At 71.8% G+C, this 26,622-nt stretch carries 27 protein-coding genes; 18 read left to right on the plus strand and 9 right to left on the minus strand.

Annotated features, from left to right (window positions below; genetic code table 11):
• Nucleotides 1-105: 105 nt before the first annotated feature.
• On the plus strand, nt 106-4,899 hold the full coding sequence (locus ACWEOZ_RS32895) for a multicopper oxidase domain-containing protein (RefSeq protein WP_451914566.1): 4,794 nt from the start codon (nt 106-108) through the stop codon (nt 4,897-4,899).
• Between the two features lie 58 nt (nt 4,900-4,957).
• Here ACWEOZ_RS32895 and ACWEOZ_RS32900 read toward each other — a convergent pair whose 3' ends face one another.
• A complete protein-coding gene (locus ACWEOZ_RS32900) occupies nt 4,958-6,328 on the minus strand; it encodes an aldehyde dehydrogenase family protein (protein ID WP_451914567.1) in 1,371 nt (456 codons plus the stop codon).
• Nucleotides 6,325-7,212, minus strand: coding sequence for a fumarylacetoacetate hydrolase family protein (locus ACWEOZ_RS32905; protein WP_451914568.1), 888 nt, complete (start codon nt 7,210-7,212; stop codon nt 6,325-6,327). The genes ACWEOZ_RS32900 and ACWEOZ_RS32905 overlap by 4 nt, the downstream gene beginning before the upstream one ends.
• 87 nt (nt 7,213-7,299) lie before the next feature.
• Here ACWEOZ_RS32905 and ACWEOZ_RS32910 point away from each other — a divergent pair, with 87 nt between their 5' ends.
• The 3 genes from ACWEOZ_RS32910 (at nt 7,300) to ACWEOZ_RS32920 (ending at nt 11,820) form a co-directional block, all read left to right on the plus strand.
• A complete protein-coding gene (locus tag ACWEOZ_RS32910; RefSeq protein ID WP_451914569.1) occupies nt 7,300-8,070 on the plus strand; it encodes an IclR family transcriptional regulator in 771 nt (256 codons plus the stop codon).
• 289 nt (nt 8,071-8,359) lie between these two features.
• A complete protein-coding gene (locus ACWEOZ_RS32915; protein WP_451914570.1) occupies nt 8,360-9,787 on the plus strand; it encodes an extracellular solute-binding protein in 1,428 nt (475 codons plus the stop codon).
• Complete coding sequence (locus ACWEOZ_RS32920; protein WP_451914571.1) at nt 9,784-11,820, plus strand: ABC transporter permease subunit; 2,037 nt, start codon at nt 9,784-9,786, stop codon at nt 11,818-11,820. Before ACWEOZ_RS32915 ends, ACWEOZ_RS32920 begins: the two co-directional genes overlap by 4 nt.
• Before the next feature lie 6 nt (nt 11,821-11,826).
• On the opposite strand, the gene ACWEOZ_RS32925 is transcribed toward ACWEOZ_RS32920, so the two are convergent.
• The gene (locus tag ACWEOZ_RS32925; RefSeq protein WP_451914572.1) at nt 11,827-12,069 is read right to left on the minus strand and encodes a hypothetical protein; all 243 of its coding nucleotides are present in this window, start codon (nt 12,067-12,069) and stop codon (nt 11,827-11,829) included.
• Nucleotides 12,070-12,190: 121 nt separating this feature from the next.
• On the opposite strand from ACWEOZ_RS32925, the gene ACWEOZ_RS32930 reads away from it, so the two are divergent.
• On the plus strand, nt 12,191-12,388 hold the full coding sequence (locus ACWEOZ_RS32930; protein ID WP_360817226.1) for a hypothetical protein: 198 nt from the start codon (nt 12,191-12,193) through the stop codon (nt 12,386-12,388).
• A gap of 38 nt (nt 12,389-12,426) precedes the next feature.
• Here ACWEOZ_RS32930 and ACWEOZ_RS32935 read toward each other — a convergent pair whose 3' ends face one another.
• Entirely contained in the window at nt 12,427-13,323 is an 897-nt protein-coding gene (locus ACWEOZ_RS32935) for a hypothetical protein (RefSeq protein ID WP_451914573.1), read from the minus strand.
• Between the two features lie 144 nt (nt 13,324-13,467).
• Here ACWEOZ_RS32935 and ACWEOZ_RS32940 point away from each other — a divergent pair, with 144 nt between their 5' ends.
• Nucleotides 13,468-13,704 carry a hypothetical protein gene (locus tag ACWEOZ_RS32940; protein WP_451914574.1) on the plus strand — a complete coding sequence of 79 codons (237 nt, stop codon included), beginning with the start codon at nt 13,468-13,470 and terminating at the stop codon, nt 13,702-13,704.
• Nucleotides 13,705-13,717: 13 nt separating this feature from the next.
• Here the strand turns inward: ACWEOZ_RS32940 and ACWEOZ_RS32945 are convergent, their stop codons facing one another.
• On the minus strand, nt 13,718-13,945 hold the full coding sequence (locus ACWEOZ_RS32945; RefSeq protein ID WP_451914575.1) for a hypothetical protein: 228 nt from the start codon (nt 13,943-13,945) through the stop codon (nt 13,718-13,720).
• A 90-nt stretch (nt 13,946-14,035) separates the two neighbouring features.
• On the opposite strand from ACWEOZ_RS32945, the gene ACWEOZ_RS32950 reads away from it, so the two are divergent.
• From ACWEOZ_RS32950 to ACWEOZ_RS32960, 3 genes are read left to right on the plus strand one after another with little or no spacing between them, the layout of a single operon-like run.
• Nucleotides 14,036-14,698 carry an arsenate reductase/protein-tyrosine-phosphatase family protein gene (locus tag ACWEOZ_RS32950; RefSeq protein ID WP_451914576.1) on the plus strand — a complete coding sequence of 221 codons (663 nt, stop codon included), beginning with the start codon at nt 14,036-14,038 and terminating at the stop codon, nt 14,696-14,698.
• Complete coding sequence (locus ACWEOZ_RS32955; RefSeq protein ID WP_451914577.1) at nt 14,695-15,432, plus strand: aquaporin; 738 nt, start codon at nt 14,695-14,697, stop codon at nt 15,430-15,432. Before ACWEOZ_RS32950 ends, ACWEOZ_RS32955 begins: the two co-directional genes overlap by 4 nt.
• On the plus strand, nt 15,429-15,833 hold the full coding sequence (locus ACWEOZ_RS32960) for an arsenate reductase ArsC (protein ID WP_451914578.1): 405 nt from the start codon (nt 15,429-15,431) through the stop codon (nt 15,831-15,833). Before ACWEOZ_RS32955 ends, ACWEOZ_RS32960 begins: the two co-directional genes overlap by 4 nt.
• Nucleotides 15,834-15,883: 50 nt before the next feature.
• Here the strand turns inward: ACWEOZ_RS32960 and ACWEOZ_RS32965 are convergent, their stop codons facing one another.
• Together ACWEOZ_RS32965 and ACWEOZ_RS32970 are read right to left on the minus strand one after the other, a co-directional pair.
• The gene (locus tag ACWEOZ_RS32965) at nt 15,884-17,287 is read right to left on the minus strand and encodes an NAD(P)/FAD-dependent oxidoreductase (RefSeq protein ID WP_451914579.1); all 1,404 of its coding nucleotides are present in this window, start codon (nt 17,285-17,287) and stop codon (nt 15,884-15,886) included.
• Between the two features lie 98 nt (nt 17,288-17,385).
• Nucleotides 17,386-17,721: a hypothetical protein gene (locus ACWEOZ_RS32970; protein WP_451914580.1), complete on the minus strand. Its 336-nt coding sequence runs from the start codon at nt 17,719-17,721 to the stop codon at nt 17,386-17,388.
• A gap of 134 nt (nt 17,722-17,855) precedes the next feature.
• Here ACWEOZ_RS32970 and ACWEOZ_RS32975 point away from each other — a divergent pair, with 134 nt between their 5' ends.
• From ACWEOZ_RS32975 to ACWEOZ_RS32985, 3 genes are all read left to right on the plus strand, one after another.
• Complete coding sequence (locus ACWEOZ_RS32975; RefSeq protein WP_451914581.1) at nt 17,856-18,260, plus strand: helix-turn-helix domain-containing protein; 405 nt, start codon at nt 17,856-17,858, stop codon at nt 18,258-18,260.
• Nucleotides 18,261-18,319: 59 nt separating this feature from the next.
• Nucleotides 18,320-18,865: a hypothetical protein gene (locus tag ACWEOZ_RS32980; protein WP_451914582.1), complete on the plus strand. Its 546-nt coding sequence runs from the start codon at nt 18,320-18,322 to the stop codon at nt 18,863-18,865.
• Between the two features lie 180 nt (nt 18,866-19,045).
• Nucleotides 19,046-19,456: an HPF/RaiA family ribosome-associated protein gene (locus ACWEOZ_RS32985; protein ID WP_360548582.1), complete on the plus strand. Its 411-nt coding sequence runs from the start codon at nt 19,046-19,048 to the stop codon at nt 19,454-19,456.
• A gap of 21 nt (nt 19,457-19,477) precedes the next feature.
• On the opposite strand, the gene ACWEOZ_RS32990 is transcribed toward ACWEOZ_RS32985, so the two are convergent.
• Complete coding sequence (locus tag ACWEOZ_RS32990) at nt 19,478-20,026, minus strand: dihydrofolate reductase family protein (protein WP_451914583.1); 549 nt, start codon at nt 20,024-20,026, stop codon at nt 19,478-19,480.
• A 54-nt stretch (nt 20,027-20,080) separates the two neighbouring features.
• Here ACWEOZ_RS32990 and ACWEOZ_RS32995 point away from each other — a divergent pair, with 54 nt between their 5' ends.
• From ACWEOZ_RS32995 to ACWEOZ_RS33005, 3 genes are all read left to right on the plus strand, one after another.
• Nucleotides 20,081-20,455, plus strand: a complete 375-nt coding sequence (locus tag ACWEOZ_RS32995; RefSeq protein WP_451914584.1) for a VOC family protein — start codon at nt 20,081-20,083, stop codon at nt 20,453-20,455.
• 92 nt (nt 20,456-20,547) lie between these two features.
• On the plus strand, nt 20,548-22,092 hold the full coding sequence (locus tag ACWEOZ_RS33000) for an aldehyde dehydrogenase family protein (protein ID WP_451914585.1): 1,545 nt from the start codon (nt 20,548-20,550) through the stop codon (nt 22,090-22,092).
• Between the two features lie 27 nt (nt 22,093-22,119).
• Nucleotides 22,120-22,941 (plus strand): TrmH family RNA methyltransferase, encoded by an 822-nt coding sequence (locus ACWEOZ_RS33005; protein ID WP_451914586.1) that lies wholly within the window; start codon nt 22,120-22,122, stop codon nt 22,939-22,941.
• Here ACWEOZ_RS33005 and ACWEOZ_RS33010 read toward each other — a convergent pair.
• Nucleotides 22,938-23,351, minus strand: coding sequence for a VOC family protein (locus ACWEOZ_RS33010; RefSeq protein WP_451914587.1), 414 nt, complete (start codon nt 23,349-23,351; stop codon nt 22,938-22,940). The two genes, ACWEOZ_RS33005 and ACWEOZ_RS33010, sit on opposite strands and share 4 nt — an antisense overlap.
• A 62-nt stretch (nt 23,352-23,413) precedes the next feature.
• On the opposite strand from ACWEOZ_RS33010, the gene ACWEOZ_RS33015 reads away from it, so the two are divergent.
• From ACWEOZ_RS33015 to ACWEOZ_RS33025, 3 genes are read left to right on the plus strand one after another with little or no spacing between them, the layout of a single operon-like run.
• Nucleotides 23,414-24,394: a helix-turn-helix transcriptional regulator gene (locus ACWEOZ_RS33015; RefSeq protein WP_451914588.1), complete on the plus strand. Its 981-nt coding sequence runs from the start codon at nt 23,414-23,416 to the stop codon at nt 24,392-24,394.
• 40 nt (nt 24,395-24,434) lie between these two features.
• Nucleotides 24,435-25,352, plus strand: a complete 918-nt coding sequence (locus ACWEOZ_RS33020) for a phosphotransferase enzyme family protein (RefSeq protein WP_451914589.1) — start codon at nt 24,435-24,437, stop codon at nt 25,350-25,352.
• 55 nt (nt 25,353-25,407) lie between these two features.
• On the plus strand, nt 25,408-26,613 hold the full coding sequence (locus ACWEOZ_RS33025; RefSeq protein ID WP_451914590.1) for a sensor domain-containing phosphodiesterase: 1,206 nt from the start codon (nt 25,408-25,410) through the stop codon (nt 26,611-26,613).
• Nucleotides 26,614-26,622: the final 9 nt, after the last annotated feature.

Below are 26,622 nucleotides of genomic sequence, written 5' to 3' on the forward strand. Positions count from 1 at the left end.
GGCTCGCACTGATGCGGGTCAATCTATGCGAGTACCCGGGTCCTCACCCTCGGTCACGTCGGCACACCGCTCTGCCGTTCCACCGACCAGTGGCTCAGCTTTCTGATGGCCCCTCTCGCCGCCGGTGTGCTGCACACCCTGCACCGGCCGGCCGCCGGCCACGCCGGGACCCACCACACCGCCGCCCCGGCCCACGAGCACGCGGCCGGCGGACAACAGCACGCCGGGGCCGGCTCCGTCGCCGGCAACCTCCAGCTCGCCCCGGTCGACAGCGGTGGACACGTCGACCACACCGCGATGGCGATCCAGTCCGGACAGACGGACGGCCCGTCGGTACCGACCAACCGCAGCGCATCGGACCGGAGCTCCCTCGCTGACCGGCTCACCGAAATCTCCGGACGCGATGTTCTGCTGACGGTCCCGCTGCTGGCCGGCACCCTGCTGGTGACCGAGATGCTGAGCGGGCTCGCGGCCGGCCGCCGGCGCCGCGCCTGGCGGCTCGAAGCGGAGGACGCCTCGCGGACGCCGGCACCGGCACGGCCACGGCGGCCCCTCACCTCGGCGCTCAGCCGTGGTGCCGTCGCCGCCATCGCACTCGCGGTCGCCGCCCCCGGCCACGGCGCCTTGTTCACCGGCTCATGGGCCGGTGCCGACCAGCACGGCCTGCAGGTGCTGCTGGCCTGCCTGCCGGTGACCGTGGCCGCCGCGCTCGCTTTCACGGGCGCCGTCCGGGCCACCCACGCGGTCCGCGCCGAGCTGCGAGCAGGTCGCGGTCCACGTCGGCCGCTGCGGGCCGCACTCGCCGGTGCGGTCACCCTCGTGGTGGCGGCCACGCCGGTGTTCGTCTCACCGAGTGCGGCCCAGGCCGGGTCCGCGGGCGGGGTCTGCCCGTCCGACGCGCGGGTGATCACCTACGACATTGCCGCCTTCTCGCTGGCCATCCCGCTCAACGGGTGGGGGGACAAGCTGGCCGACGGCGCCGTGTACGCCCTGAAGAACGCCGACGCCCGGGTCGGCAAGGCCCAGCTCACCGCGAACCCGGCGCTGAGCGAGCCGCTGGTGGTCCGGGCCAACGTGGGCGACTGCATCAAGGTCACCATGCGCAACGACCTGGACCACCGGGTCGGCCTGCACCCCGACGGCCTGGTGCAGTTCGACCCGGAGGCCTCCGACGGCGCCCGGGTCGGCCGCAACCCGGACACCACCGTGGCGCCCACCGGATCGGCCACCTACACCTGGTACGCCGACAGGCAGGGCGAGGCCCCGCTCACCGACATCGCCAACATCGACGCCGCCGACGCCGCGCACACCTCGACGCAGGACGGCCTGTACGGCGCGCTCGTCGTCCACCCGCGCGGCTCGACCTGGACCAACCCGACCACCGGCGCCAACCTGCTCGACCCGGCCACCGGCCGCGTGCTGGAGACCCGGCTGTTCGCCGACATCGCCACCCCGTCGGGGGCGCTGCGCTCGTACGCGATGGTGCTGATGGACGAGAACGAGGACGTCCTCGACCGGGACGGCAGGGCGCCGACGTTCCCGTCCACCGGGCTGGCCGACTCCACGTTCGGCATCAACTACCGCTCCGAGCCGCTGCGCAACCGGCTGCGGGCCATCCTGGAGCATCGCGCCGGCAAGACCATCAAGCTGCCCAACGGCAAGACGTTCGCGCCGGGCGACCACTTCTGCGACGGCTACGTGCCGGAACTGGGCAAGGTGGTGGCCGACCCGGGCGCCAAGTGCCTGGGCGAGGAGTCACACCTGCAGTCCTGGGTCTTCGGCGACGAGGGCAAGCTCACCCGGGCCCAGGCCGACGGGTCGGTGACCGTCGACTCGGACAACCTCATCCCCAAGGCGTACGTCGGTGACCCGGTGCAGTTCCACGTCGTGCACCCCGGCGCCAAGGAGACCCACCCGTGGCATCAGCACACCCAGCGCTGGTTCAAGGACCCGAACAACCCTGACTCGCCCCGCAACGACGTGCAGTCCATCGGCCCGGGCGAGGGCTATCGGATGGAGCTCGAGGGCGGTGCCGGCGGCCTGCAGCGCACCGCCGGTGACTCGATCTTCCACTGCCACCTCTACCCGCACTTCGCCCAGGGCATGTGGGGCAACCTGCGGATCTTCGACCGGCTCCGGGACGGTTCGCAGCGCTACCAGGACGGTACGCCGATCACCGGGCTGCGCGAACTGCCCACCCGTACCGGTCAGGCCGCCGCGCCGACCGCCACCCAGCCCGGCTACCCGCTGTTCGTCAAGGGCGACTTCGGGCAGCGGGCCTACCGGGCGCCGTACGCGGTGGTCAAGGACACCTTCGCGGCCCTCCGCCGCCCGGGCGACGCACCCCGCACGCCCACCACGCTGGAAGCCGCCGGCCTGCCGGCGCTGAACGCCGCCAAGCCCGGCAACGGATACATCGACCCGTGCCCGTCCGGCGCACCGACCCGCACCTACCGGCCCCACGTGATCGACGTGCCGATCACCTACAACAGCGCCGGCTGGAAGGACCGGCAGGGCCGGGTGTACGCCGAGGAGTCCCAGGCCGCGGCGGTCCGGGCCGGCACCAGGCCGCCCGATCCGTTCACCATCCGGGCCCGCCTGGGCGAGTGCGTGCAGATCTACACCACCAACGACCTGCACCTCGACGAGGACCCGAACGTGCCGCTGGACCACGTCAACCGCCTCGACGGCGACTTCATGACCGGCGAGGAGACCTCCGAGGTCTCCACCCACGTGCACCTGGTGAAGTTCGACGAGCTCGCCTCCGACGGCACCAGCGTCGGCTGGAACTACACCTCCAGCGCGATGCCCGGGCAGACGTACGGCTACCGCTGGTTCATCGACCAGCCGCTGCGGACGGCCTTCTTCCACGACCATCAGTACGCCAACCTGCATCAGCAGAAGGGGCTCTTCGCAGCGATGCACGTGGAGCCGCCGGACGCGACCTGGCACGACCCCAAGACCGGCGTGGCCACCGACGGCACCGGCACCGTCGCCGACATCCGGTCCGAGAGCGGGCCCGACTTCCGCGAGATCAGCGTGTTCCACCAGGACCGCATCCCGATGTGGAAGAACAACGGCAGCGGCGCCCCGGTGAACGCGCCGCCCGAGGTCGACGACTACGGCGCCGACCAGGGCGGGTACGCCCTCAACTACCGCAACGAGCCGTTCCAGATCCGGACCGCTCCCGGCGCGAGCGGTGCCAAGGGCGACCCGGCGTACGTGTACTCCTCCGCGGTGCACGGCGACCCCTCGACGCCGGTGTTCCAGGCGTACTCCAAGGATCCGGTGATCGTGCGCAACGTCGACGGCGCGCACGAGGAGGTGCACACCTTCAACATCCACGGCCACCGGTGGCTGAACGAACCGGACAACGCCTCCTCGACCATCGTCGACACCCAGAGCCTGGCGCTGGCCGAGTACTACAACTACGAGGTGAGCGGCTCCACGGTGAAGAAGAAGCCGCGGTCCACACCGGAAACCGCCAAGCACGCCAGGAACGAGTCCGCGAACGGCGCACCCAGCATCCTGGCCAACGGCGCCGGACCTCCCGGCGACTATCTCTACGGCTCCACCCCGCTGGACGACCAGTGGCTGGGCATGTGGGGCATCTTCCGGGTGCCCGGCGGCAAGACCGCCGACCTGCAGCAGCTGCCCGACCAGAAGGCCCCCGGCGGCAACGGCACGGTGTGGCCGGCACTGAAGCCCGGCGATCCGCTCAACACCACCCCGCCCAAGGTCGTCAAGACCTGCCCGGCGCAGTCGACTGCCCGCAAGTACGACGTCGTGGCCATGACCCGGGACATCGTCTACAACCCGGCCGCGGGCGACCACGACCCCGCCGGTGCGCTGTACGTGCTGGCCGAGCATGAGGCGGCGGTCCGGGCCGGCACCCGGCCGGCCGAACCGCTGAACCTGCGGGCCAACGCGGGCGACTGCCTCGAGGTGACACTGACCAACAAGCTGCCCTCCGGGGGCCTGCCGGCCCACACCGGAGACGTGCCGCTGCCGGCCGACGCGCCGTTCCCCGCCGGGAAACGCGTCTCCCTGCACGCCGGCCTGGTCGAATACCTGGCGACCAGCGCCGACGGGGCGACCGTCGGGTACAACTACGACCAGACCGTCGGGCCGGGCCAGAGCATCACCGCATACTGGTACGTCCCCGAGGAACTGGCCGGCAGCACCACCATGCTCGCCGACTTCGGCGACCGCCGAGGCCACCGCCACCACGGCCTGTTCGGCGGCCTGCTGATCGAGCCCAAGGGCTCCACCTGGACCGACCCGGCCACCGGCGCGGCCGTGGTCACCGGTGACCGGGCGGTCATCAAGTGGACCGACGCGAGCGGCACGGCCCGGGCCTTCCGGGAGTACGCCCTGCACTGGCAGGACGGCCTCAACCTGCGAACACCGTCCGGGGCGGCGATCCCGCCCGCCGGTGATCCGGAGGACCCGTACGAGCTGGGCAACCGTGGCGTCAACTACCGGACCGAACGGTTCGCACCCCGGCTGGCCCGGGACCCGGCCCAGTCCAACGTCCTGAGCTCGGCCGTCCACGGCGACCCGGCCACTCCGGTGCTGCGGGCGTACCCCGGAGACCCGGTCAAGCTGCGGCTGCTGATCGGCAGCGACCGCGGGCGGGCGCACAGCTTCATGCTGAGCGGCCACGGCTGGAACTACCAGGCGGCCGATCCGGCGTCCACTGTGGTCAGCACGAGAGGGCTGCTGCTGGCCAGCCAGGCGGCGTCACTCGACCTGGTCGGCGGCGCGGGCGGTCCGCGGGCCGCGACGGGGGACTTCCTGTTCCGCGACGGCAATCAGGTGAACCAGACCAACGCCGGGTTGTGGGGTCTGCTGCGGGTGCACAGCAGTACGCAGCCGGACCTGCTGCCACTGCGCTGACCGGCGCCACATATCGCAAGCGGGGAGTGCTGCCACGGCAGCGCTCCCCGCTTGTGACCTACGGCGTGAGCGTCACCGTGACCGTCCGGGTGTAGAAGTCGCGAGCCGCGGTGCCCTGCTCGCGTGGCCCGTAGCTCGACTCCTTCTCCCCGCCGAACGGCGCGTGGAAGTCCACCCCCGTGGTCGGCGCGTTGACCTTCACCATCCCCACGTCCAGCCGGTCCGTCAGCGTCAGCGCCGCCCCCAGATTCTGCGTGTACACAGCCGCGACCAGTCCGTGCCGCACGTTGTTGGCCGTCTGCGCCGCCGCCTCCGCTGACTCCGCGGACAGCACCACGCACACCGGCCCGAAGTACTCCTCGGTCAGCAGGTCATCGCCGGCCGGCACATCTGCCAGCACCGTCGGCGCCTGGAACCAGCCGTCGCCGGAAGGCTGCCGGGCACCCGTCAGCACCTTGGCACCCCCGGCTTCCGCACGCTGCACCGCCGTCCGGATGGCCTCGCGGGGCCGGGACTCGATCAGCGGGCCCACCACCGTCGACGGATCCGCCGGGTCGCCCACGGTCAGCGCCTCGACGGCCGCGGCCAGTCGCTCCGCGAACGGCGCGGGATCGCCGACCACGATCACTCGGCTGGTCGCGGTGCATTTCTGTCCGGCGTACCCCATCGCCGCGGCCGCGATCGCCGTTGCCGCCGCTTCCTGGTCCGCGTCCGGTAGGACGATGGCGGCGTTCTGGCCGCCCATCTCGCATTGCACCGGGATGCCGCGGGTGACCGCCCGCCGCGCGACCGCCTGCCCGGCCGCAACCGAACCGGTGAACGAGACCGCATCCGCCGTGTCGACGATCGCCTCGCCCGTGCCGCCGAGGCCGGTCAGGACCGTCAGCACGCCGGGCGGGAGCGCTCCGGCGAACAACTCGGCCAGGCGCAGCGCCACTGCGGAGGACTGCGGGGCGGGCTTGAGGAGCACCGTGTTGCCGAACGCCAGAGCCGGTGCGGCCTTCCAGAGGGGGATCGCCACCGGGAAGTTCCAGGGGGTGATCAGGCCGACGACCCCGTGCGGGCGGCGGCGGGTGTGCAGCAGCGACACGCCGTCGGCCGGGGGATACACCTCGCCCTCGGGGTGCAGGGACTGCTGGGCGAAGTAGCGCAGGATGGCCACGCCGCGGCCGATCTCGGCGCCCGCCTCGCCGCGGGGCTTGCCGACCTCACGGACCACCAGGTCGGTCAGTTCGGCGGTCGCGGCCACCACCGCCTCGGCGCAGGCGTGCAGAGCGGCCGCCCGGGCGTGCGCCGGCTGGCGTGCCCAACCGGTCGCCGCGTCCCGGGCTACGTCGGCCGCTGCGGCCACCGTGTCCGGCTGTGTGTCGGGTACGCGCACAACCACGTCCGACGGCGCTTGCGGGGAGACGCTCTCGATCGTGGTCACGCTTGTCCCTTTCCCGTGGTGGCCTCGCCGGCCGCGACGACGGAGCCGACCGCGACGACGGAGTTGGTCAGTGTCCCGAGTTCCGCCGACGTTATCTCGATCGTGTCTCCGGGGTGCGTGGTGAAGTCGGCGTCCGGCACCACCCCGGTGCCGGTCAGCAGCACCACACCCGCCGGGAAGGTCAGCGCCCGGAACAGCCAGCCGGCCAGGTCCGTGAAGCCGCGGGCCATCTCCGCCGTCGACGTCGTACCGGTGTAGACCTCCTTGCCGTCCCGCAGCACCCGCAGCCCGATCTGGAACGGGCCCGGACCGGCCGCCCAGCTCGGCACGATCGCCGGGCCCACCGCGCAGCAGCGGTCGTAGATCTTCGCCTGCGGGAGGTAGAGCGGGTTCTCGCCCTCGATCGACCGGCTGCTCATGTCGTTGCCCAGGGTGTAGCCGAACACCTCGCCGGCCGCGTTGAGGACCAGGCCGACCTCGGCCTCGGGGACGTCCCAGCCGGAGTCGGCGCGGATCCCGACGGCGTCGCCGTCGCCGACGACCCGCCACGGGCTGGACTTCAGGAAGAGCTCGGGGCGGTCGCTGTCGTAGACCTGGTCGTAGAGGGAGCCGTGCCCGGACTCCTCCTTACGGCCGTCGCGGCTGCGCAGGTACGTGACCCCGGCCGCCCACACCTCCTGCTCGTCGACGGGGGGCAGCACTTTCTGCCCGGGCATGACGCCGTGGGTGTCGCGGGCGGCGGCCTCGACCACGGCGCGGGCCTGGTCGAGCGGTACGGCGAGCAGGCCGGCGAGCGTACCGTCGAGCTCGCCCCACCCGCCGTCCTGGCACACCGCCCAGCGCGAGGTGTCGCCGTCGCGCAGGTGGTGAATGGAGATCGGCATTGGCTATCCTCGGTGTGTAGTAATGCGGGAAAAATGTGCGGTTACCCTCTGCAGGTGCCGGTCCGGCATTTCGAAGGGACTATCGACATGCCCCGTGTGGTACCGGCGGTCATCCGCGCACTCGACATCCTCGAACTCTTCCTGGACCGCCCCCAGCTGTCGGCGCGCGAGGTGATGGAGCGGCTCGACCTGCCCCGCACCACCGTTCACGAGCTGCTCGTCACGCTCGAGGCCCGCTCGTACCTGATCTCCGTACCCGGGCAGCCGGTGCAGTACCGGCTCGGCATGCCTTTGTTCCAGCTCGGCGCGGCCTTCGCCGGCCGGCTCGACCTGGTCCGCGAGGCGCAGAGCGTCGCGCGGGACGTCGGCGCCGCCTGCAACGAGGCCGTCCACGTGGCTGTGCTCGACGGCCCCGATGTCATCTATCTGGTCAAGGTCGACAGCACGCACCCGGTCCGGATGGTCTCGGCGGTCGGGCGGCGGTTGCCGGCCCACTGCACGGCGGTCGGCAAGATCCTGCTGGCCGACCTCGATCAGGCCGCCCTGGACGCCGTGCTGACCAAGGGCACCCTGTCCGGCATGACGCCGGACAGCATCACCGACCCGGACCGCCTGCGGGCCCATCTCGAACGCGTACGGGCCGAGGGCATCGCGGTCGACATCGGCGAGTCCGACAGTGCCATGCGCTGCGTCGGCGCGGCGATCCGCGACCATTCCGGCGCCGTCGTCGCCGGGATGAGCATCTCCGCACCGATCATCCGCTGGACCCCGCAGACGCAGGTGGAGTGGACCGAGCTGGTGCGCGAGGGCGCGGCCACGCTGTCCGTCCGGATGGGATACCGGGCCCGCTCGCACTGACCGGCCCGCCGGTACCGACCGGCTTGCCCGTTCCGCTCCGAAATCGCATCGAAACATTGACACCTCTCGCGGTGGTCCTCTAGCGTCGCGTCCACTCGATACGATATCTCGAACTGAGTTCGAAATCTCGAACGGCGGTGCCCGTGACTTTACTGGATCTCGACGTCAGCGCCGCCCCGACCCGGTCGCCGCTCGCCGTCCGCGAGGTCCTCGGCCACCGGCATCAAGACACAGCGGGAGCCACGCCTTCGGCGGCGGCGGTGCGAGGAGACGGAGGAGGCGAATGTCCATGGACAAACCGGCCTGGTCCCGGCGCGGCTTTCTGGGGATGGGGGTGGGGGTGCTCGGCGCAGCCGGTCTGGCGGCGTGCGGGGACACCTCCGACACACCCGCCAAGGTGCAGCCGGAGGTTCCGCAGGGGCTGATCGACGCCGCGGCGTCGATGAAGGGCTCCTCGATGGGGGTGCTGTCGCAGAAGCTCTACTCGACGGCGGCGAACGAGGCGCTCGACAGCTCGATCGCCAAGTTCGCCAGCGCCACCGGTACGAAGATCGAGAACAGCCTGGTCCAGGCGGACGCCGGTGACGTGGTGGCCAAGATCGACGCCGAGGTCAAGGGCGGCGTGGCGCGCGACCTGGCGTTCATGACCGACTCGCGGTTCGTGGCGCAGTTCCAGGCGCTGGGCGACCTGGAGGACGTGACGGACGTCGTCAAGGCGCTGACGGCCCAGTACGGCGAGCCCTGCGCGGAGGCCAAGAACTTCTGCGTCTTCGACGGCAAGTGGTTCGCGATCCCGTACCACTTCATCGGGATCGGGTCGTTCCTGCGCAAGGACTGGATGCAGGACAAGGGCATCACTCCCAAGGAGGGCTACAGCTGGGAGGAACTGCGGGACCTGTGCCTGGCGATCTCCGACCCGGCCAAGCGCCGGTACGGCTGGGGCATGACCGTGAACCGGTCCGGCGACGCCAACGGCATGATCGAGGCCCTGATCAACTCGTACGGCGGGGCGATCGCCTCCAACGACGGCAGGAAGGTCACCTTCGACACCCCGGAGACGGTGCAGGCGGTGACGTTCCTGGGTGACATCTACACCAATCCCAAGTTCAAGCCGATGCTGCCGCCGGGCGTGGCCAGCTGGACCGACACCAGCAACAACGAGAACTGGCTGGCCGGGATCCTCGGCTACACCCGCAACCAGTTCAGCGTCTACGCCGACTCCCGGACCAAGAAGAACCCCGTCCACGAGAACACGTACGTCTTCTCCGACTGCACCGGGCCGGCGACCGACCAGCCGCTGCTGCTCGGCCAGTCCCAGGGCTTCGTCGTCTTCAAGGGCGCCAAGAACCCCGGGCTGGCCAAGCTGCTGGCGCAGTACCTGGTCAGCGCGCCCGCGCTCGCCGGGGTGGCCAAGGAAGCGCCCGGCCTGGTCATGCCCGCCTGGCAGAAGGTCTGGGACGCCGACCCGTTCTTCACCAGCGGCGACCCGGCGTTCCCGATGCTCCGCAAGATCACTGAGCTGTCGCTGCCCCTGAAGACCAAGAACGGGCTCACCTTCCCGCAGAAGGCCAGCGCGGGCCAGCAGGCCGTCGGCGGGGCCTACGTCCTGACCGACATGATGCAGCAGGTTGTTCAGGGGACGGCGCCCGCGCAGGCCGTGAAGGCCGCGCACGCGAAGATGGTGCAGATCTTCACCCAGCAGGGGCTGCCGCAGTGAGCTCGGTCCGTTCCGCGCCGGCCCCGGCCAAGCGAGCACCCTCGCCGCCGGGGCCCGGCTCCCTGACCACGATCCAGCGGCGGCTGGGACGCGACTGGCGGCTCGCGGCGCTGTTCCTGGCGCCCACGGCCCTGCTCGTCGGCGGTCTCGTGCTCGTGCCGATCGCCCGGTCGGTCATCACGAGCACCACGGAACGGCACGGCCAGGACAGCGTCTTCGTCGGCCTGGGCAACTACTCCGCCCTCATCGGCGACCAGCAGTTCCACACCGGCGTGGTCAACTCGTTCGTCTTCACCGCGTACGCCGAGATCTTCAAGGTGGTGCTCGGGCTGGCCGCGGCCCTGCTGCTGCACCAGCGGCGGCGCGGCCGGGCCGTGCTGGCCGGGCTGCTCCTGGTGCCGTGGGTGGTGCCGACCGTGGTGACGGCGTTCAGCTGGCGCGCGCTGCTCGACCCGATCTTCGGCAGCGTCAACACCCTGCTGACGTCCTCCGGGATCGGGCCGCTGCTGGCCGACCTGCACCTGGTCGACAGCTGGCCCGCCGGCTGGCTGTCCGACCCGTCGCTGGCCATGCCGTCGGTGATCCTGGTCAACGTCTGGAAGGGCGTGCCGTTCTTCACCGTCTGCTTCCTCGCGGGACTGAAGGCCATCCCGGCGGAGCTGTACGAGGCGGCGACCATCGACGGCGCCTCGACGTGGCAGCGGTTCGTCAACGTGACGCTGCCCGGGCTGCGCCACGTGATCACCGTGACAGTGACCCTGTCGTCGATCTGGACCTTCAACAACTTCGACCTCATCTGGTTGCTGACCCAGGGCGGGCCGGGGGACGTGACCGCGCCGTACGTGCTCGTCGCGTACTCCAAGGCGATCCTGCAGTTGCAGTACGGCGCCGGGGCGGCGGTCACGCTGGTGATGCTGCCGGTCATCGGCGCACTGGTGTTCGTCCTGGTCCGGCTGCTGCGCCAGGACAGCGGCAGCCCCCTGCCGCCGCGTACCCGCACGACGCGGTGGCTCGCCGCGGCCCGGTGGGCCGGCCCGGCCCGCAAAGCACTGCCGTGGGTCGTCACGGCGGTCGTCACCGGGCTGCTGGCCTGGGCGTCACCCCACATCTTCTGGAAGGCGGCGGTGATCCTCGGGCTGTTCCTGCTGATCGCGGCGGCCGTCGGCCGGGTGGTCACGACCCTGCGCTCACGAGGCGGCAGCCGGTCGTCGGCACTGGTGTCCGGCGCGGGGTCCGCTGTCGCGATCGCCGGGCTGCTGGCCTTCGTGCTCGGACCGCTGTACTGGATCGCCGTCACGGCGTTCAAGTCCGAGGGCCAGGTCGTCACCCGCGAGCACGACCTGTGGCCGACGCCGTGGACCCTGGACCAGTTCGGTGCCCTGTTCACCAACCAGCCGTTCGGCCGCTGGTATCTCAACACGCTGCTGGTGTCCGCGGCCTCCACCACGGTCGCCCTGATCTGCGCCGCCCTGGCGGGCTACGCGCTGGCCCGGCTGCGGTTCCGCGGGGCGCAGGGCTTCACCGTCACGGTGCTGCTCACGTACGTGATGCCGGGTGCGCTGCTGTTCATCCCGCTCTACCAGATGCTCATCGGCGTACGGCTCACCGACTCGTTGTGGTCGCTGGTGGTCACGTACCCGACGTTCACGCTCCCGTTCGCCACCTGGCTGCTGGTGGGGTACTTCTCGTCGATACCGGTGGAGCTGGAGGAGGCCGCGCTGGTCGACGGCTGCACCCGCCTGCAGGCGTTCGGCCGGGTCGTGCTGCCGCTGGCCAAGCCGGGACTGCTGGCGGTCGCGCTGTTCACCCTGACCAACGCGTGGAACGAGTTCCTGTTCGCCTTCGTGTTCATCACCAAGGACGAGTACAAGACCCTCCCGGTCGGGATGCAGTCGATGATCGCCGGCGACGTCGTTCCGCAGGGACAGCTCGCCGCGGCGTCGCTGCTGGTCAGCATCCCCGTGGTGATCATGTACGCGTTCGGGCAGCGCTTCCTGACCGAGGGCCTCACCGCGGGGGCGGTGAAGGGCTGACCTGCTTCACTCGCATTCCGGGTCGTCCGGCAGGTCGATCAGCGCGGCTTTGTCGTCGAGGAAGTCGCGGAAGCCGATCGGCCAGTGCACCGGCGCCGGGAACAGGCCGGGCTGGGGCTCGACGGCCAGCGCCACCCGGACCAGGACGTCCGCGACCGCCGGTGGCACCGACCGGCTGTCGCGGGCGTCCAGCAGCAGGGACCGCTCGGTTTCGCCCAGGGAGTTCCAGGCGTCCTCGAACTGCTCCATGGTCCCACCGTAGGACGGCGCCGAGGGCTGCAGAGCCGCTTCGCCCGGAGCGGCGAATTACGCCGACGTAGTTCGTTTGAGCTGGTAGCGGCCTTGATCGACAGGACGTAGCGTCGGCTGGGTGGAGCCCAAGGTCCAGTACGCGATGCAGACGGCGGACGGCGCGTGGCGCGTCGAGATCGTCAAACGCGGGCGGACCCAGTGGTACCGGGTCGTGCACGAGGACAACGTCCTCGACTGGCTGAGCATCGCCGCGGTCCAGCGGATCCTCGGCGAGGCCGGCATCGACATGGCCGACCTCGGTGAGGCCGCCGCCTAGGAGCAGCGTCCGGCCTCACCACTGTCACGGTGCCGGCGTCAGCTCCCACCCGGTGTAGACCGTGTCCGACTCCGAGCCGTCCGCGGTGCGGGCGCGGGCCTGGACCTCCAGGTATTCCCCGGTGAGAGTGTGCCGGAAGGTCGCGTTGCCGTTCTCGTCGGCCCCGATGACCTGCTCGGTCTCGCCGAAGTCGAGCGAACAGACGAACTCGGCGACCGCCGGCGAATCGGTGCGCAGGACGATCGTGACGTGACGGTGGTGGCGCCGTAGCCGTCGGCATCCGCATCGACGGTCGTCGCCGGGCCGTCGTTGAACCGGTAGGTGAACGAGGCCGTGCCGGGCACGGCACTCCAGAAGCGGATCGTCCGCGGCACACCGGGCCCGGCGTCCGCGTTCTGGTCGAGAACCTTGGGAGCACGGTCGATGACGGTGAACGAGTACGTCGTCTCGGCCGAGCGGTTGCCGGTGCGGTCGATCGCCTGGACGGTGACGACGCTCGTGCCGTACCGGTCCGGGGTGATCTCCACCGTGGCCCGGCCCCCGCGGCCCGCCGGCACTTCGAGCAGGCCGGTCGACTCCGACGAGTAGCGGAACTTCACCACGTCCTTGTCGCCGCCGGCCACGGCGAAGGTGAACTTCCCGGTGACTCCGGCGCCGCCGCCGGGCTTCCCCTCCGGATAGTCGGCAGAGGTCACCGTCGGCGGGTGCGGCCGGGTGGTGTCGACGGTGAAGGTGCAGATGGGCGACCAGGCGGACACGGCGTCGGTCGCGCGGGCCTTCAGGTGGTATCGGCCGCCGTCGACGAGCGTGGACGGGACCGTGGTGAACACCGTGCCGGGGTGGGCCAGCGCGGGCGACGACCAGGCGCTCCGCTGCGCCGGAGCGCCGGCCGGCCACACGACGAACTGCGGGGTCACCGCCTCGCCCTGGACCACGCCCAGATCAGGATCGGCGAAAGCGGCGGTGATTTGGGGAGTCGTGGTGCCGACAAAGATGCCGCCGGGCTCGCAGGCGAGCCCCCTACGGAGGGGATACGACAGATCCGGTCAGCAGTGGCGGGTGGCACTTACGCTCGGGGCGTGGACCGACAGCGAGAGACCACCGACCCGGCTGCGCTGCTGGTGCTGGCCCGGGACCTCAGGACCGCCGCCGTCATCGCCGGTCGCGCCGACGTCGTCGCCAAGGTCGACGAGGTCATCCTCCTGATAGCCGGCCAGCAAGCCCGGACAGCGGGCCAGGCGGAGCCGGCCGCCGGCGAACGGGACAGCGACAAGGCCAACACAGTCGTCCGGATCCTCGACGGCCTCGGCTTCTGACGGTCCCTCGGCGTCACCGTCCGTTCCTGGCCGGGGATCGCAGGGCGGCCCGCCCGATCAGCGCGATGAACAGCGCCGAGTGGGCCATCAGCAGGGTGAACAGCGCCAGGATGCCGGCGGTCGCGAAGCTGACGCCGAGGGCCACGGTCAGTGCCGCGGGGATGAAGAGGGCTGCCGCGGTGATCCCCCGGAGGACGCCGGAAACCCCGCGCCACACCAGGATCGTGCCGGCCACCGTCACCGCCAGCCTGCCCGACCCCGGCCGCAGCTCAGCAACCCACTGCGGAGGCGGCCCTTGCGTACGCGCAAAAGGTCAGTGAAGATTGAGTCAATGGAAACTGAGCGGAATTCTCTGCGGGAGCGGGCGCGGGTCCATGCCGCGCTCGGTGACCCGGCCCGGCTGGCCATCGTCGACGCGCTGAGCCTCGGTGACGCCTCGCCCGGCGAGATCGCCCAGGACCTGGGGATGCCCAGCAACCTCGTCGCCCACCACGTCAAGGTGCTGGCCGAGGCCGGGCTGCTGGAACGCACCCGGTCCGAGGCTGACCGGCGGCGCACGTACCTGCGCCTGCGGCCCGGCGCCCTCGCCCGGCTGACGCCGCCCCGCCTGCCGGACACCGCCCGGGTCGTGTTCGTGTGCACCCACAACTCGGCGCGTTCCCAGCTGGCCGCCGCCCTGTGGGCGGACCGCACCCACCGGCCGGCCGCGTCGGCCGGCACCCATCCGGCCGAGCGGGTGCACCCGCGCGCGGTACGGGTCGCCCGCCGGCACGGGCTGCGGCTCGATCCGGCCGCGACCGCGCACGTCAGCGACGTCGTGACCGACGACGATCTGATCATCGCGGTCTGCGACCGCGCCCATGAGGACCTGACGGCGACGGTACGGCCCCAGCTGCACTGGTCGGTCCCCGATCCGGTACGCGTCGACACCGACGCGGCCTTCGAGGACGCCTACACCGACCTGGCCGGCCGCATCGAACGCCTCGCGGCATGACCGGCACCGCGACCTGGCGTCGGCTCCTCGCCGAGTTCGTCGGCACCGCCCTGCTCGTGACGGCCGTCGTCGGCTCGGGCGTCATGGCGACCACGCGGTCGCCGGACGACGTCGGCCTGCAACTGCTGGAGAACTCGGTCGCTACCGCGTTCGCCCTGGCCGCGCTGATCCTGACGTTCGGGCCCGTCTCGGGCGCACATCTCAACCCGGTCGTCTCGGCCGCCGACTGGTTCCTCGGACGCCGTACCGGGACCGGCCTGACCGCTGCCCAGCTGAGCGGATACGCCCTGGCCCAGACCGGGGGAGCGATCGTCGGCTCGGTCCTGGCCAACCTGATGTTCGACCTGGCCGCAGTGCACTTCTCCGGCCAGGAGCGTGCCGCCGGGCACCTGTGGCTCGGCGAGATCGTCGCGACCGCCGGGCTGATCCTGCTGATCTTCGCGCTGGCCTGGTCCGGCCGGGCGGCGGTGGCTCCGGCCGCGGTCGGCGCGTACATCGGCGCCGCGTACTGGTTCACCAGCAGCACCAGCTTCGCCAACCCGGCCGTGACGATCGGCCGGGCGTTCACCGACACCTTCGCCGGGATCGCCCCGGCGTCGGTGCCCGGATTCGTGGTCGCGCAGCTCATCGGTCTCGCCGCCGGGACCGGCCTGCTGCTCGCCCTGTATCCCGACGTCGGCGCGACCGCCGGCGACGTGGTCGTCCCCGACACCGCCGAGGAGTCCGTCCGATGAGCAAGCCCAGCGTCCTGTTCGTCTGCGTGCACAACGCCGGCCGTTCCCAGATGGCCGCCGGCTGGCTGCGCCACCTGGCCGGCGACCGGGTCGAGGTCCGCTCGGCCGGCTCCGCGCCCGGCGACGCGATCAACCCGGCCGCCGTCGAGGCCATGGCCGAGGTCGGCATCGACATCACCGGCCGGCGGCCGAAGAAGCTCGAGTGGGAGACCGCCGAGAGCAGCGACGTCATCATCACCATGGGTTGCGGTGACGCCTGCCCGATCTTCCCGGGCAAGCGCTACGAGGACTGGAAGCTGGAGGACCCGGCCGGCCAGGGGGTCGAGGCGGTGCGCCCGATCCGCGACGAGATCAGGACCCGGGTCGAGAAGCTGCTCGCCGAGTTGGTCCCGGCGACCTGACCGGCTTGCCCGGCGGGTTACGGCGCCGACCATCGCCACCCGCCGGTGCGCTACCTGCCCGTCCGCGGGGCGCCGGCGGTGACCGGGGTGCGGGGGCCGGTGTGGTCGTCCGGGGCGGGCGCGAAGGGATCGCCGTACTGGCGCATCGCGCTACGGGCGTGGACCTGCTGGAAGGTGGTCACCCGTTCCGATCGGCCGCGGCCCAGGAAGCTGACCGCCCAGTGCAGCACCGCGGACACCCGGTTCTTGAAACCGACCAGGTAGAACAGGTGCACCACCAGCCAGATCAGCCAGGCCGGGAAGCCCGACAGGCGCAGGCCGCCGATGCTCGCCACCGCCGAGAAGCGGGAGATCACCGCGAGGCTGCCCTTGTCGAAATAGTGGAACGGCTGCCCGCCCGGCCGGCCCGCGAGGCGGCGCTTGATCTGACCGGCCGCGTGCCGTCCGCTCTGGATCGCCACCTGGGCCACCCCGGGCAGCTGCTTCCCGTCGTCACCGGGCAACGCCATCAGGTCGCCCACGACGAAGATCTCCGGGTGGCCCGGTACGGTGCCGTCCGGCTCGACGTGGATGCGTCCGGCCCGGTCGGTCCGGGCGCCGGTGACCTCGGCCAGCCGGCGGGCCAGCGGCGGGGCGGACACCCCGGCGGCCCAGACCTTGGTCATCGCGGGGATGCGCTCGGGGCCGCGTACGGTCTCGACGTCGATGCCGGTCGGGTCGACGCCGACGACCTTCGTGTTCAGCTCCACCTCGACGCCGAGCTGGTGCAGCTCGCGCAGCGCGCGGGTGGACAGCCGGTCGCCGAAGGTGCTGAGCACCGCGCCGACCGCGTCGACCAGCACGACCCGGGCCCGGTGCGGGTCGATGTGCTGGTACTGGCCGGGCAGCGTGCGGTGGGCCAGCTCGGCGATCTGACCGGCCATCTCGGTGCCGGTCGGGCCGGCGCCGACGATGACGAAGGTCATCCAGCGCTCGATGTCGGCCGGGTCGGTCTGCAGGTCGGCGATCTCGAACGCGTGGAAGATCCGGGCCCGCAGCTCCAGGGCGTCGTCCACACTCTTCATGCCGGGCGCGTCCTCGGCGAAACCGTCGTTGCCGAAGTACGACTGCGAGGAGCCGGCCGCGAAGATCAGCGTGTCGTAGCCGACGGTGTAGGACACACCCGGGCCGGCCACGTCGACAGTCCTGGCCTCGACGTCCACGTCCCGGACCCAGCCGAGCCGGACGTCGACGTTGCGCTGCTTGCGCAGGATCTCGCGGATCGGCGGCGCCACCTCACCCTCGGAGAGGATCCCGGTGGCGACCTGGTAGAGCAGCGGTTGGAACAGGTGGTACGTGGTGCCGTTGATCAGAGTCACGTCCACATCGGCGTGCCGCAGCGCCTTGGCGGCGAAGAGCCCGCCGAATCCCGCTCCGACGATGACGACCCGGTGCCTCTGCGCAGTTCCTGACATTGTCAATTCCACCTCTCGTTCGGTAGAACGCCGTGGACCGGCGGCTACTGCCCGAAAGTGGTCCCGCTGCGGTGTGATCTGCCGAACGGGGCGGTGGGTCAGGCGCGGCCGGCGCGGGTGCGAGCGGCCGGGGCCGGTGCGAAGCGGGTGAATCCGCTGTTGCGGGTGCGCCGGACCGGGGACGGCGTGGTCACCGTCGGAGCCGGCGGGGTGGAGAACACCGGCTGGGAGGGCTTGCTCGGCGCGACGGCCGGGACCGGCGGCGGGGCCGGGGCCGCCGCGGTCGGCGGCAGGTTCGGGGCCGGCGGTGGCGGGGCGGTGTAGCTGCCGGTGGGCTCGTCCGGGCCGCGGGTCCAGCCCGGCCGGTACGTCAGCACGACGCCCGAGACAGCGCAGATGGCCAGTACGCCCATCAGGATCATTGTTTGCGTCATCCCGCCACGACCTTCCGCTCCACGCCCGAGCCGTTGGTTATCTAACCAATGACGGTAGCAGTGCATGTGTCTTCAACCAATTGCCCGAGCCGACGGGGGTCGGATTCGATCGGAGTGGCCCTATCCTTGGGCGCGTGACGTCTTCCACGCCGGAGGCCGGCTTCGGCGGCTACCTCAAGGAAGCGATCCAGGCTGCGCGGTTCCCGACGCCGACGCACTTCGCCCGGGCGGCCGGTACCGATCCGTCCGTTGTGCTGCGCTGGCTCAGCGGTGAGCAGCGGCCCACCATCAGGTCCATCGAGCGGATCGCGCCCGTGCTGGGCCGCGGCATCAACGAGATCGTGGTGGCCGCCTATCCCGACCGGGTCGGCGGACCGCCGCCGGCACCACCGGTCACCCCGGCGATCGTGCACGAGCTGGGCCGGATCCTCGCCCCGGACTCACCCATCCCGGAGGCCGACCGCAAGGCGCTGGAGGCGGTGCTCGACCGGATGCTCGACCCGTACCGGAAGGTCCTGCGCCGGCGCCGGTCGGCGTGACCGTCACGATCAGCTTGCCGGGTGTCGCGCCCGGGCACGGATGTCCGTAATCTCGGACCATGACTGAGCGGGCCCGCGCCGATCATGGGTCCACCGTGGGCGGACTTCATCTCCAGCTGAGCAAGCTGCTGCTCGGCTCCCTGACCGCCGCGGTGGCCGCCACCGGCGCGCTCATCATCACCGTGATCGTCGGGATGCCGCCCGGGCATCCGCCGCCGCCCCCGCCCGGCGGCATGCCTCCGCCGCCCCCGCTGACGTCGCTCGCGGTCTTCCCGGTGATCACCGGGTTGTTCGTGCTGGCCTGGCTCGCGGTCGTGGTGGCGTTCTCCCGCGACCAGATCCTGCGCCGGATCGAGCAGCTGCACGACGGCCCGGTGACCGGCGGGAGGCAGTTCGACGAGGTCCTCGCCGAGCTGCGGGCGCAGCTCGCCGCCGACCGCGAGCGGGAGCTGCAGGTGCTCGAGGAGCGCATCGCGGAGCTGACCGAGGAGTACGGCGAGCAGCGCGAAACCGACGGCTACCTCAACGGTATGCGCGTGGCGACGGGCGAGGAACCCGTATCGGCGAAGGTGCACTCGATCCGCCGGACGCCGCCGCAGCGCTGACGCTCCCCGGTGACAGCGTTGACGCCCCAGGTGATTCGAGCGCCTCGTCCGTTTCCGGGGCCCTTCCGGCGGGGTACAGGGAGATCAGGAACATCCCCGAGCCGAAGGGTCAGCGAAGATGGTGACCGTACGTCTGTGCACCACCCGGTCCGTGTCCGCCCGGCGGCAGGAGGTGCGGCGATGAGCCACGTCGCGAACCCCGCCACCGTCGACGAGTGCCTGCGCGTGGGCGCCGGCTTCTCGCAGGGTGACCGGAACTGGATCGCCGAGCAGTTCGGCACGCTCGACGCCCGCCTCGCCGGATTCCACGCCGACACCACCGAGCTGGAGGTGTCGGTCAAGGACCGCGAGGCCCCGGGGCAGAAGGTGACCCTGGAGTGCTGGATCGCGGGCCGGCAGAAGGTCGTCACCACCTCCTCCGAGGAGGACCTGCACGCCGCGCTCAACGACGTGCGCGACGACCTGCGCCGCAAGCTCAACGACGCGAAGACCAAGCAGGAGCCGCGGCACAACCGCCACCTGCGGGAGAACGCGCTGCCCGACCCGGCGGCCATCGACGAGGGCGACCTGCTCAAGAACGACCAGATCTGAGCGTCGCGTCCTGCCCGCCGCTCAGCCGGCGGGCAGGACGCGGAACCGCAGCAGGGAAGCGAGCGGCACGCCCGAGAGGTGAATGCGCTCCAGCGCGACGGTACGGCCTCCCGGCTGCTCGAACAGCCGCACCCCGTCACCCAGCAGCACGGGCGCGACGCAGGTCAGCACCTCGTCCAGCTCGCCGGCCGCCAGGCACTGCCGGGCGACGTCCGCACCGAGCACGTTCACGTACTTGTCACCGGCCGCCGCCTTCGCCTGCCGGACGGCCTCGGCGAAGTCGCTCACGAAGGTGATGCCCGGCCAGGCGGTCTCGGGGACATGGCGGGTCAGCACGATCTGCGGCCCTGACCAGCCCCCGCCGAACGCCTCACCCTCGCCGGGCGTGTCCTTGTAGGGATCGTCGCCGCGGAACGTGCGGTTGCCGACCAGCAGCGACCCGATGTCACCGATCAGCTCGGCCACATAGGGATTGGGCCCGAGGTACGGGGTCAGCCACGACATGTCCCCGCCCGGCCCGGCGATGAAGCCGTCCAGCGACATGGTGACGGAGTAGAGCAGCTTGGCCATGCCCGACAGTCTGCCGCTTGTGCTGAAGCCGGGTTCAGGGTGCAGGGTGATCGGATGATCGATCCGCTGGTTTCCGTACGCCTGGCCCGGCCGTGCCGTGATCTCGCCGCCGTGCGCCGCTTCTACGTCGACGGCCTCGGGCTGGAGGTGCTCTGGGAGGGTTCCGGTCCGCACGACATCGTCATGCTCGGCTGGCCCCGGGCCGCCTGGCACCTGGAGCTGGTCGGCGGATCGTCGAGCGAGCCGGCGCCGACCGAGCAGGACCTGCTCGTGCTCTACCTGGCCGGGCTGGTCGATGACGAAGTAGTGGCCCGGCTGGAGGCGAACGGCGGCACCCGGGTGTCGCAGGGCGACTACTGGGACAAGTGGGGAGTGACCGTGGCCGACCCGGACGGATATCGGCTCGTTCTTTCCACTCGACGCTGGTGAAGAACCGGAGAACTTACGTCTGGGGTAAAAGGGCGCACCCACCACGTCGCCTGGTGGTGGCGATCAGGGTCGCGCGCTTCGCACAGTGAGGCATGAGCCTGACCCTCGCCCCTGGAACAGCCTGGTCCGACGTCCTCGCTCGGGTCGCGGCCGCCGCGCCCGAGGCACTCACGGCGGACCGGCTGCGCAACCTGTACGCCGGCCAGTGGCATGACGTCGGCACGCCGGCTGAGCTGCGTACCCCCGTGGACGGCACCCTCCTCACGCACCTGGCCAAGGTCGATGCCGGCACCGCGGCCGAGGCCGTGCGGGCCGCGACCGCGGCCCACCGGATCTGGTCGGCGACGCCGCTCGCCGAACGGAAGGCCCGCGTCGCGGTCGCCGTCGAAGCCCTGGCCCGGCACCGCGACCTGCTGGCCCTCACCCTGGCCTGGGAGATCGGCAAACCGTGGCGGACGGCCTGCGCCGACGTCGACCGGGCCCTGGACGGCGTGCGCTGGTACGCCGAGCAGATCGACCGGCAGGTCGCCGGCCGCGAACCGCTGCCCGGACCGGTCAGCAACATCGCCTCCTGGAACTACCCGATGAGCGTGCTCGTGCACGCCGAGCTGGTGCAGCTGCTGGCCGGCAACGCGGTCATCGCCAAGACGCCGTCGCAGGGCGGCGCCGTGTGCCTGACGCTGGCCCACGCGCTGATGGTGCGGGCCGGGTTGCCCGTGACGCTGCTCTCCGGCGGCGGCGAGGAGCTCTCCGAGGTGCTGGTCCGGGCGCCGCAGATCGGCGCGGTCGCGTTCGTCGGCGGCCGCTCCAACGGCGGCAAGGTGGCGGCCGCCCTGCTCGACTCCGACAAGCGGCACTTCATCGAGCAGGAGGGCCTCAACGCGTGGGGGATCTGGGAGTTCTCCCAGTGGGACCTGCTCGCCGGGCACCTGCGCAAGGGCTTCGAGTACGGCAAGCAGCGCTGCACGGCGTACCCGCGCTTCGTGGTGCAGCGGGAGCTCGTCGACGCGTTCCTGGACGTGTACCTGCCGGTGGTCAAGGCGGTCCGCTTCGGGCATCCGCTCGCCGTCGAGACGCCCGGCGATCCGCTGCCCGAGCTCGACTTCGGGCCGCTGATCAGCGCGGCCAAGGCCGGCGAGCTGCGGCGCAAGGTCGACGAGGCGATCCGCGGCGGGGCGGTGCCCCTGCACCGGGGCGCGAGCTCGGCGGGCCGGTTCCTGGCCGGGCAGGACACCAGCGCGTACGTGGCGCCGGTCGCGCTGCTGGCACCGCCCGGACGGTCCCGGCTCATGCACGCCGAACCGTTCGGTCCCGTCGACACGGTCATCGTGGTGGACACCGAGGACGAGCTGCTGTCGGCGATGAACGCCAGCAACGGTGCCCTGGTGGCCAGCCTCGCGGTCGACGACGAGGAGCTGGCGGCCAAGCTCGCCCAGGACCTGCATGCCTTCAAGGTCGGCATCAACCGGCCGCGCTCGCGGGGCGACCGCGACGAGTGCTTCGGCGGCCGGGGCGCCTCCTGGAAAGGCGCGTTCGTCGGCGGCGATCTGCTCGTGCACGCGGTCACCGTGGGGGAGCCCGGCGAGCGCCTGTACGGCAACTTCCCCGACTACAGCAGCTACCCGCCGGACATGTGAGCGCCGGGCTGCACCAGACTGGACGCCATGCCCAGGACGATGCGGATCAGCACGCGCAATGCGACGTTCCAGCAGTGGGAGGCCCTGCTGACCAACCGGAACAAGCGGCAGCGCGCCGGTGAGTTCCTGGTCCAGGGCGTACGCCCGATCTCCCTGGCCGTGGAACGCGGCTGGGAGATCCGCACCCTGCTCGCCTCGGACGGTCCCGGGCTGTCCAAGTGGGGACGCGAGGTCATCGAGACGGCCGGCGCGCCCCGGGCCGTGGTCGCCGCCGAGCTGATGCGCGAGCTGGGCGGCAAGGACGAGGACGCGCCGGAGTTGCTGGCCGTGGTGGGCCTGCCGCCGGACGACCTGACCCGCCTGACGCCCGGCGCGAACCTGCTGGTGGTGGTCTTCGACCGGCCCACCACGCCGGGCAACATCGGCACGCTCGTGCGGTCGGCGGACGCGTTCGGCGCCACCGGCGTGGTCGTCACCGGGCACGCCGCGGACCCGTACGACCCGAAGGCGGTCCGGGCCAGCACCGGGTCCCTCTTCGCGCTGCCGGTGGTGCGGGCGCCGAGCCACCGGGAGGTCCTGGACTGGGCCGGCGGTCTGCGCGCGGACGGCGTACCGGTGCAGCTGGTCGGCACCGACGAGCGTGGCCCGGTCGAGATCGCCGAGCACGACCTGACCGGGCCGACGGTGCTGGCGGTCGGCAACGAGACGCACGGGCTGAGCGCCGGCTGGCGGGAGGCCTGCGACCAGATGGTCCGGATCCCGATCACGGGCGCGGCCAGCAGCCTGAACGCGGCCTCGGCGGCGAGCGTGGCGCTCTACGAGGCCGCCCGCCAGCGGCGCCGCGCTTAGCGCCGGGTCTCCTGGCTCCCGGCGAACTTCTCGACGGCAGCCGGCGTGACCGGGGTGAAGAAGTTGACGAGATTGCCGTCGGGGTCGCGTACCAGCAACGACCGGTTGCCCCAGGGCAACGTGGTGGGTTCGGCGACGACCTCGACGGTGGCGGCCAGGCCGCGATGCACCAGGTCCACGTCGTCGACGAGGAACTCGATGATCACGCTGCGGTTGTCGGCGGGCCGGGCCGAGCCGGGCGCGAACAGATCGACGGTACGGGAGCTGCCGATCGCGAGCGTGGCCCGCGCGGTGGTCAACTCGGCGAAGTCCTCGGTGAACCAGTGCGCCTGGACCCCCGTGACCTGCTCGTAGAAGGCGACCAGGCGGGCGGCGTCAGCGGTGATGATGCGGATCGAGACGATGTTCATGAGGGCACGCTAGAACGGATACTGGACAGAACCGGCCCAGTATTCGCGATAGATTTTCGGCCATGGCTCGACCCACCGCCCAGGTCCTCACCCTGCTGGAGCTGCTGCAGTCGGGCGGCATCCGCACTCTGACGGAGCTCGCCGACCGGCTGCAGGTCGACCCGCGCACCGTACGGCGGTACGTGGCCCACCTGATCGACCTGGACGTGCCCGTCGAATCGGTGCGCGGCCGGCACGGCGGCTACCGGCTCGCCTCCGGATTCCGCATGCCACCCCTGATGCTCAGCGACGACGAAGCACTCGCCGTGCTCCTCGGCCTGATCGCCGGCCGCCGTACCGGCCTGGCGACGACCACCGGCACGGCGAGCGAGACGGCGGCGGCCAAGATCCGGCGGGTGCTGCCCGAACGGCTCGCCCGCAAGCTCGACACCGTGCTCGAGTCGCTCGCCTTCACGGCTACGCCCGGGGAGTTCGCCCTGCCGGAGACCGCTGTGCTGCTCACCGTCGCGGATGCGGTGCGGCACCACCGGCCGGTCGCGATCACGTACACCGGGGGCGACGGGCGGCGCAGTGCGCGGACGGTGCATCCGTACGGGCTGATCGCACACTCGGGACGGTGGTACGTCACCGGCGTCGACCCGGGTCTCGGGGCCGACCGGACGTTTCGGCTCGACCGCATCGCGGACGCCCGGACGCTGCCCGGTTCGTTCCAGCCGCCGGCGGGGATCGACCCGGCGCAGCGTGTCCTGTCGGGGCTCGCCGGGGCTCCGTACCGGCACCGGGTGAGCCTGCGGTTCCAGGCGACGGCCGAGCACATCCGAACCCGGCTGCCCGCCGGAGTGGCCGAGCTGGATCCGGACCCGGCGGGCGACGGGTGGGTGCGGGCTGAGCTGCGGGCCGAGCGGCTCGACTGGATTCCGGGGGTGCTGGCGTCGCTGGACCGGCCGTTCGTGATCGAGCGCCCGGACGAGCTGCGAGGACTGGTCGCCGCCCTCGCCGAACGCCTCGCGAACGCAGCTCGGGTCACTCCAGGTGGCGGGTAACCGGTCGCCCGGGGGTGGGCTGCGACCGTACGGTCGCAGCATGGTCCCGACCCTGCGTTCGATAGTCGACCCCGCTGCGCTGGCCGGCATCGCCGCCCGGGAGTACGGCCTCGACGTCACCCGCTGCGTGCTGCTGCGCTCGCTCGTCAACGACGTCTATCGGCTGGACACGCCGGCCGGCCCGCGGGTGCTCAAGCTCTACCGGGCCGGGTACGAGTCCGCCGCGTGGGAGGTGGGGCTGGCCGCGCACGTCGGGGCGGGTGTTGCTCAGGGCGTACCGCTGCTCGACGGCCGCCCGACCGGCACGCTCGCGGCGGCCGAGGGCCCGCGGGCCTTCACGCTGTGGGAATGGGTGCCCGGCGGCAAACCGCCGAAGCCGCGCACCGATGAGCTCTACCACCGTTTCGGCCTCGCCACGGCCGCGTTCCACGAGGCCGCCGCCGGCTTCCCCGGTCCGCCGGCCGTCGACGTGGCAGAGCTGGTCGACGACGTCCTGGCCCGGGTGCCGGACGCCGCCGACCGGGCGTTGATCGCCGGGCTGGCGGCCGAGGCCGGCCGCCGGGTGAGCGGGGCCGAGCTGGACCGGGGCATCTGCCACGGTGACGTGACCCTGGACAACGTGCACCAGGACGGCGACCGGATCGTCTTCTTCGACCTGGACCGGGCGGCGGACGGCTTCCGGGCGGCGGATCTCGCCCCGGTGGCGGGGACGCCGCACTGGCCGGCTTTCCTGGCCGGCTACCGCACTGTGCGGCCGTTCCGGGCCGCGGACGAGGCGGCGGTGCCGTGGCTGGGCGTGCTCCTGCGGATCGACTACCTGCACTTCCACCTGTACGCGAAACCGGCGATGCGGGGCACCGAATCTCTGACCGAGGGCTGGGTCGAGCAGAACCTGACCGAGTTGCGCGCCGCGGGACGGCGGGCCGGGGTCTCAGCTGAGGGCTTCGCCGGCCGATGAGAGGGGCAGTCTGGCGGCACCCACCGTTGCGTCCGGCTCGAGCGAGGAGGCGATCGTGCGGCACAAACGCAACGAGGCGGAGCAGCAGGTCGCGGAGCTGTTGCGGACCGCCCGGGAGTCGCTGGGGCTCAGCCTGGCCTTCATGACCCGGATGGACGGGACCACCCAGCATCTGGAGGTGGTCGAGTCGCCGCTGCCGTGGGTGTTCCGGGACGGCAACACCCAGCCCCAGGCGACCACGTTCTGCCAGGCGATCATGGACGGCAAGCTGCCCGCGGTCATGCCCAACGTCAAGGACTTCCCGGTGGCCATGAGGCTGCCCGCGGCCCGGATGCCGCGGATCCGCAGCTTCGTCTCGGTGCCGATGGTCCTCAGCGACGGCACCGTCTACGGCACTTTCTGCGCCGCCGGGTTCGCCGCCGACAAGGAGCTCAGCAAGCGCGACAAGGCGTTGATGGAGGTGCTGTCCCGGGCCGCCTCGGTGATCATCGAACCCGGGGTGCGGGAGCGGAAGCGCAACGCCGAGATCGAGCACCGGCTGCGGCCGGTGATCAACGACGGTGGTCCGCTGGTGCTGCTCCAGCCCATCGTCGACCTGGCCACCCGCCGCCGGGTCGGCACCGAGGCGCTGAGCCGCTTCCCCCGGGAGTGGAACCGGGCCCCCGACGTGTGCTTCGCCGACGCGGACCTGATCGGTGAACGCGAACGGCTCGAGGTGCAGGCCCTGCGGCGGGCCGGAGAGCACCTCGACCGGGTGACCGGCTACGTCGCCATGAACGTCTCGCCGGAGACGCTGTTCACCGCCGACTGCGCCGACTTCCTGGCCCGGATGCCGCTCGACCGGGTCGTGCTGGAGCTGTCCGAGCACGAGCCGATCGAGGACTACGACGCCCTGAAAGCTGTGCTGGCGCCGTTGCGGGCCCGGGGCATGCGGCTGGCCATCGACGACGTCGGCGCCGGCTTCTCCTCGCTGCGGCACATCGTCATCACCGCGCCCGACGTCATCAAGCTGGACCGCAGCATCGTCACCGGGCTCAGCGACGACCCGGTGCTCTCCGTGGTGGTGCGCTCCCTGGTCGACCTGGCCCGAGCCACCGGCGCCCAGGTCGTCGCCGAAGGCGTCGAGACCGAGGCGGACGCCGCGACGCTGGCGAAGCTCGGTGCCGACCTCGGCCAGGGCTGGCACTTCGGCCGCGCCACCGCCCCCGGCGAGCTGCGCGACGACTACCCGGTGGCCACGCCGGCGCCCGCGTTCGGCTGACCCCGGCGG

Source organism: Actinoplanes sp. NPDC004185, from assembly GCF_053603475.1.

Bases quoted from the DNA above. Each gene is read 5' to 3' on its own strand.
- ACWEOZ_RS32895 (WP_451914566.1), top strand. From the start codon at position 106: ATGGCCCCTCTCGCCGCCGGTGTGCTGCACACCCTGCACCGGCCGGCC.
- ACWEOZ_RS32905 (WP_451914568.1), bottom strand. From the start codon at position 7,212: ATGCCGATCTCCATTCACCACCTGCGCGACGGCGACACCTCGCGCTGG.
- ACWEOZ_RS32910 (WP_451914569.1), top strand. From the start codon at position 7,300: ATGCCCCGTGTGGTACCGGCGGTCATCCGCGCACTCGACATCCTCGAA.
- ACWEOZ_RS32915 (WP_451914570.1), top strand. From the start codon at position 8,360: ATGGACAAACCGGCCTGGTCCCGGCGCGGCTTTCTGGGGATGGGGGTG.
- ACWEOZ_RS32925 (WP_451914572.1), bottom strand. From the start codon at position 12,069: ATGGAGCAGTTCGAGGACGCCTGGAACTCCCTGGGCGAAACCGAGCGG.
- ACWEOZ_RS32950 (WP_451914576.1), top strand. From the start codon at position 14,036: ATGGAAACTGAGCGGAATTCTCTGCGGGAGCGGGCGCGGGTCCATGCC.
- ACWEOZ_RS32955 (WP_451914577.1), top strand. From the start codon at position 14,695: ATGACCGGCACCGCGACCTGGCGTCGGCTCCTCGCCGAGTTCGTCGGC.
- ACWEOZ_RS32960 (WP_451914578.1), top strand. From the start codon at position 15,429: ATGAGCAAGCCCAGCGTCCTGTTCGTCTGCGTGCACAACGCCGGCCGT.
- ACWEOZ_RS32965 (WP_451914579.1), bottom strand. From the start codon at position 17,287: ATGTCAGGAACTGCGCAGAGGCACCGGGTCGTCATCGTCGGAGCGGGA.
- ACWEOZ_RS32970 (WP_451914580.1), bottom strand. From the start codon at position 17,721: ATGACGCAAACAATGATCCTGATGGGCGTACTGGCCATCTGCGCTGTC.
- ACWEOZ_RS32980 (WP_451914582.1), top strand. From the start codon at position 18,320: ATGACTGAGCGGGCCCGCGCCGATCATGGGTCCACCGTGGGCGGACTT.
- ACWEOZ_RS32985 (WP_360548582.1), top strand. From the start codon at position 19,046: ATGAGCCACGTCGCGAACCCCGCCACCGTCGACGAGTGCCTGCGCGTG.
- ACWEOZ_RS32990 (WP_451914583.1), bottom strand. From the start codon at position 20,026: ATGGCCAAGCTGCTCTACTCCGTCACCATGTCGCTGGACGGCTTCATC.
- ACWEOZ_RS32995 (WP_451914584.1), top strand. From the start codon at position 20,081: ATGATCGATCCGCTGGTTTCCGTACGCCTGGCCCGGCCGTGCCGTGAT.
- ACWEOZ_RS33000 (WP_451914585.1), top strand. From the start codon at position 20,548: ATGAGCCTGACCCTCGCCCCTGGAACAGCCTGGTCCGACGTCCTCGCT.
- ACWEOZ_RS33005 (WP_451914586.1), top strand. From the start codon at position 22,120: ATGCCCAGGACGATGCGGATCAGCACGCGCAATGCGACGTTCCAGCAG.
- ACWEOZ_RS33010 (WP_451914587.1), bottom strand. From the start codon at position 23,351: ATGAACATCGTCTCGATCCGCATCATCACCGCTGACGCCGCCCGCCTG.
- ACWEOZ_RS33015 (WP_451914588.1), top strand. From the start codon at position 23,414: ATGGCTCGACCCACCGCCCAGGTCCTCACCCTGCTGGAGCTGCTGCAG.
- ACWEOZ_RS33020 (WP_451914589.1), top strand. From the start codon at position 24,435: ATGGTCCCGACCCTGCGTTCGATAGTCGACCCCGCTGCGCTGGCCGGC.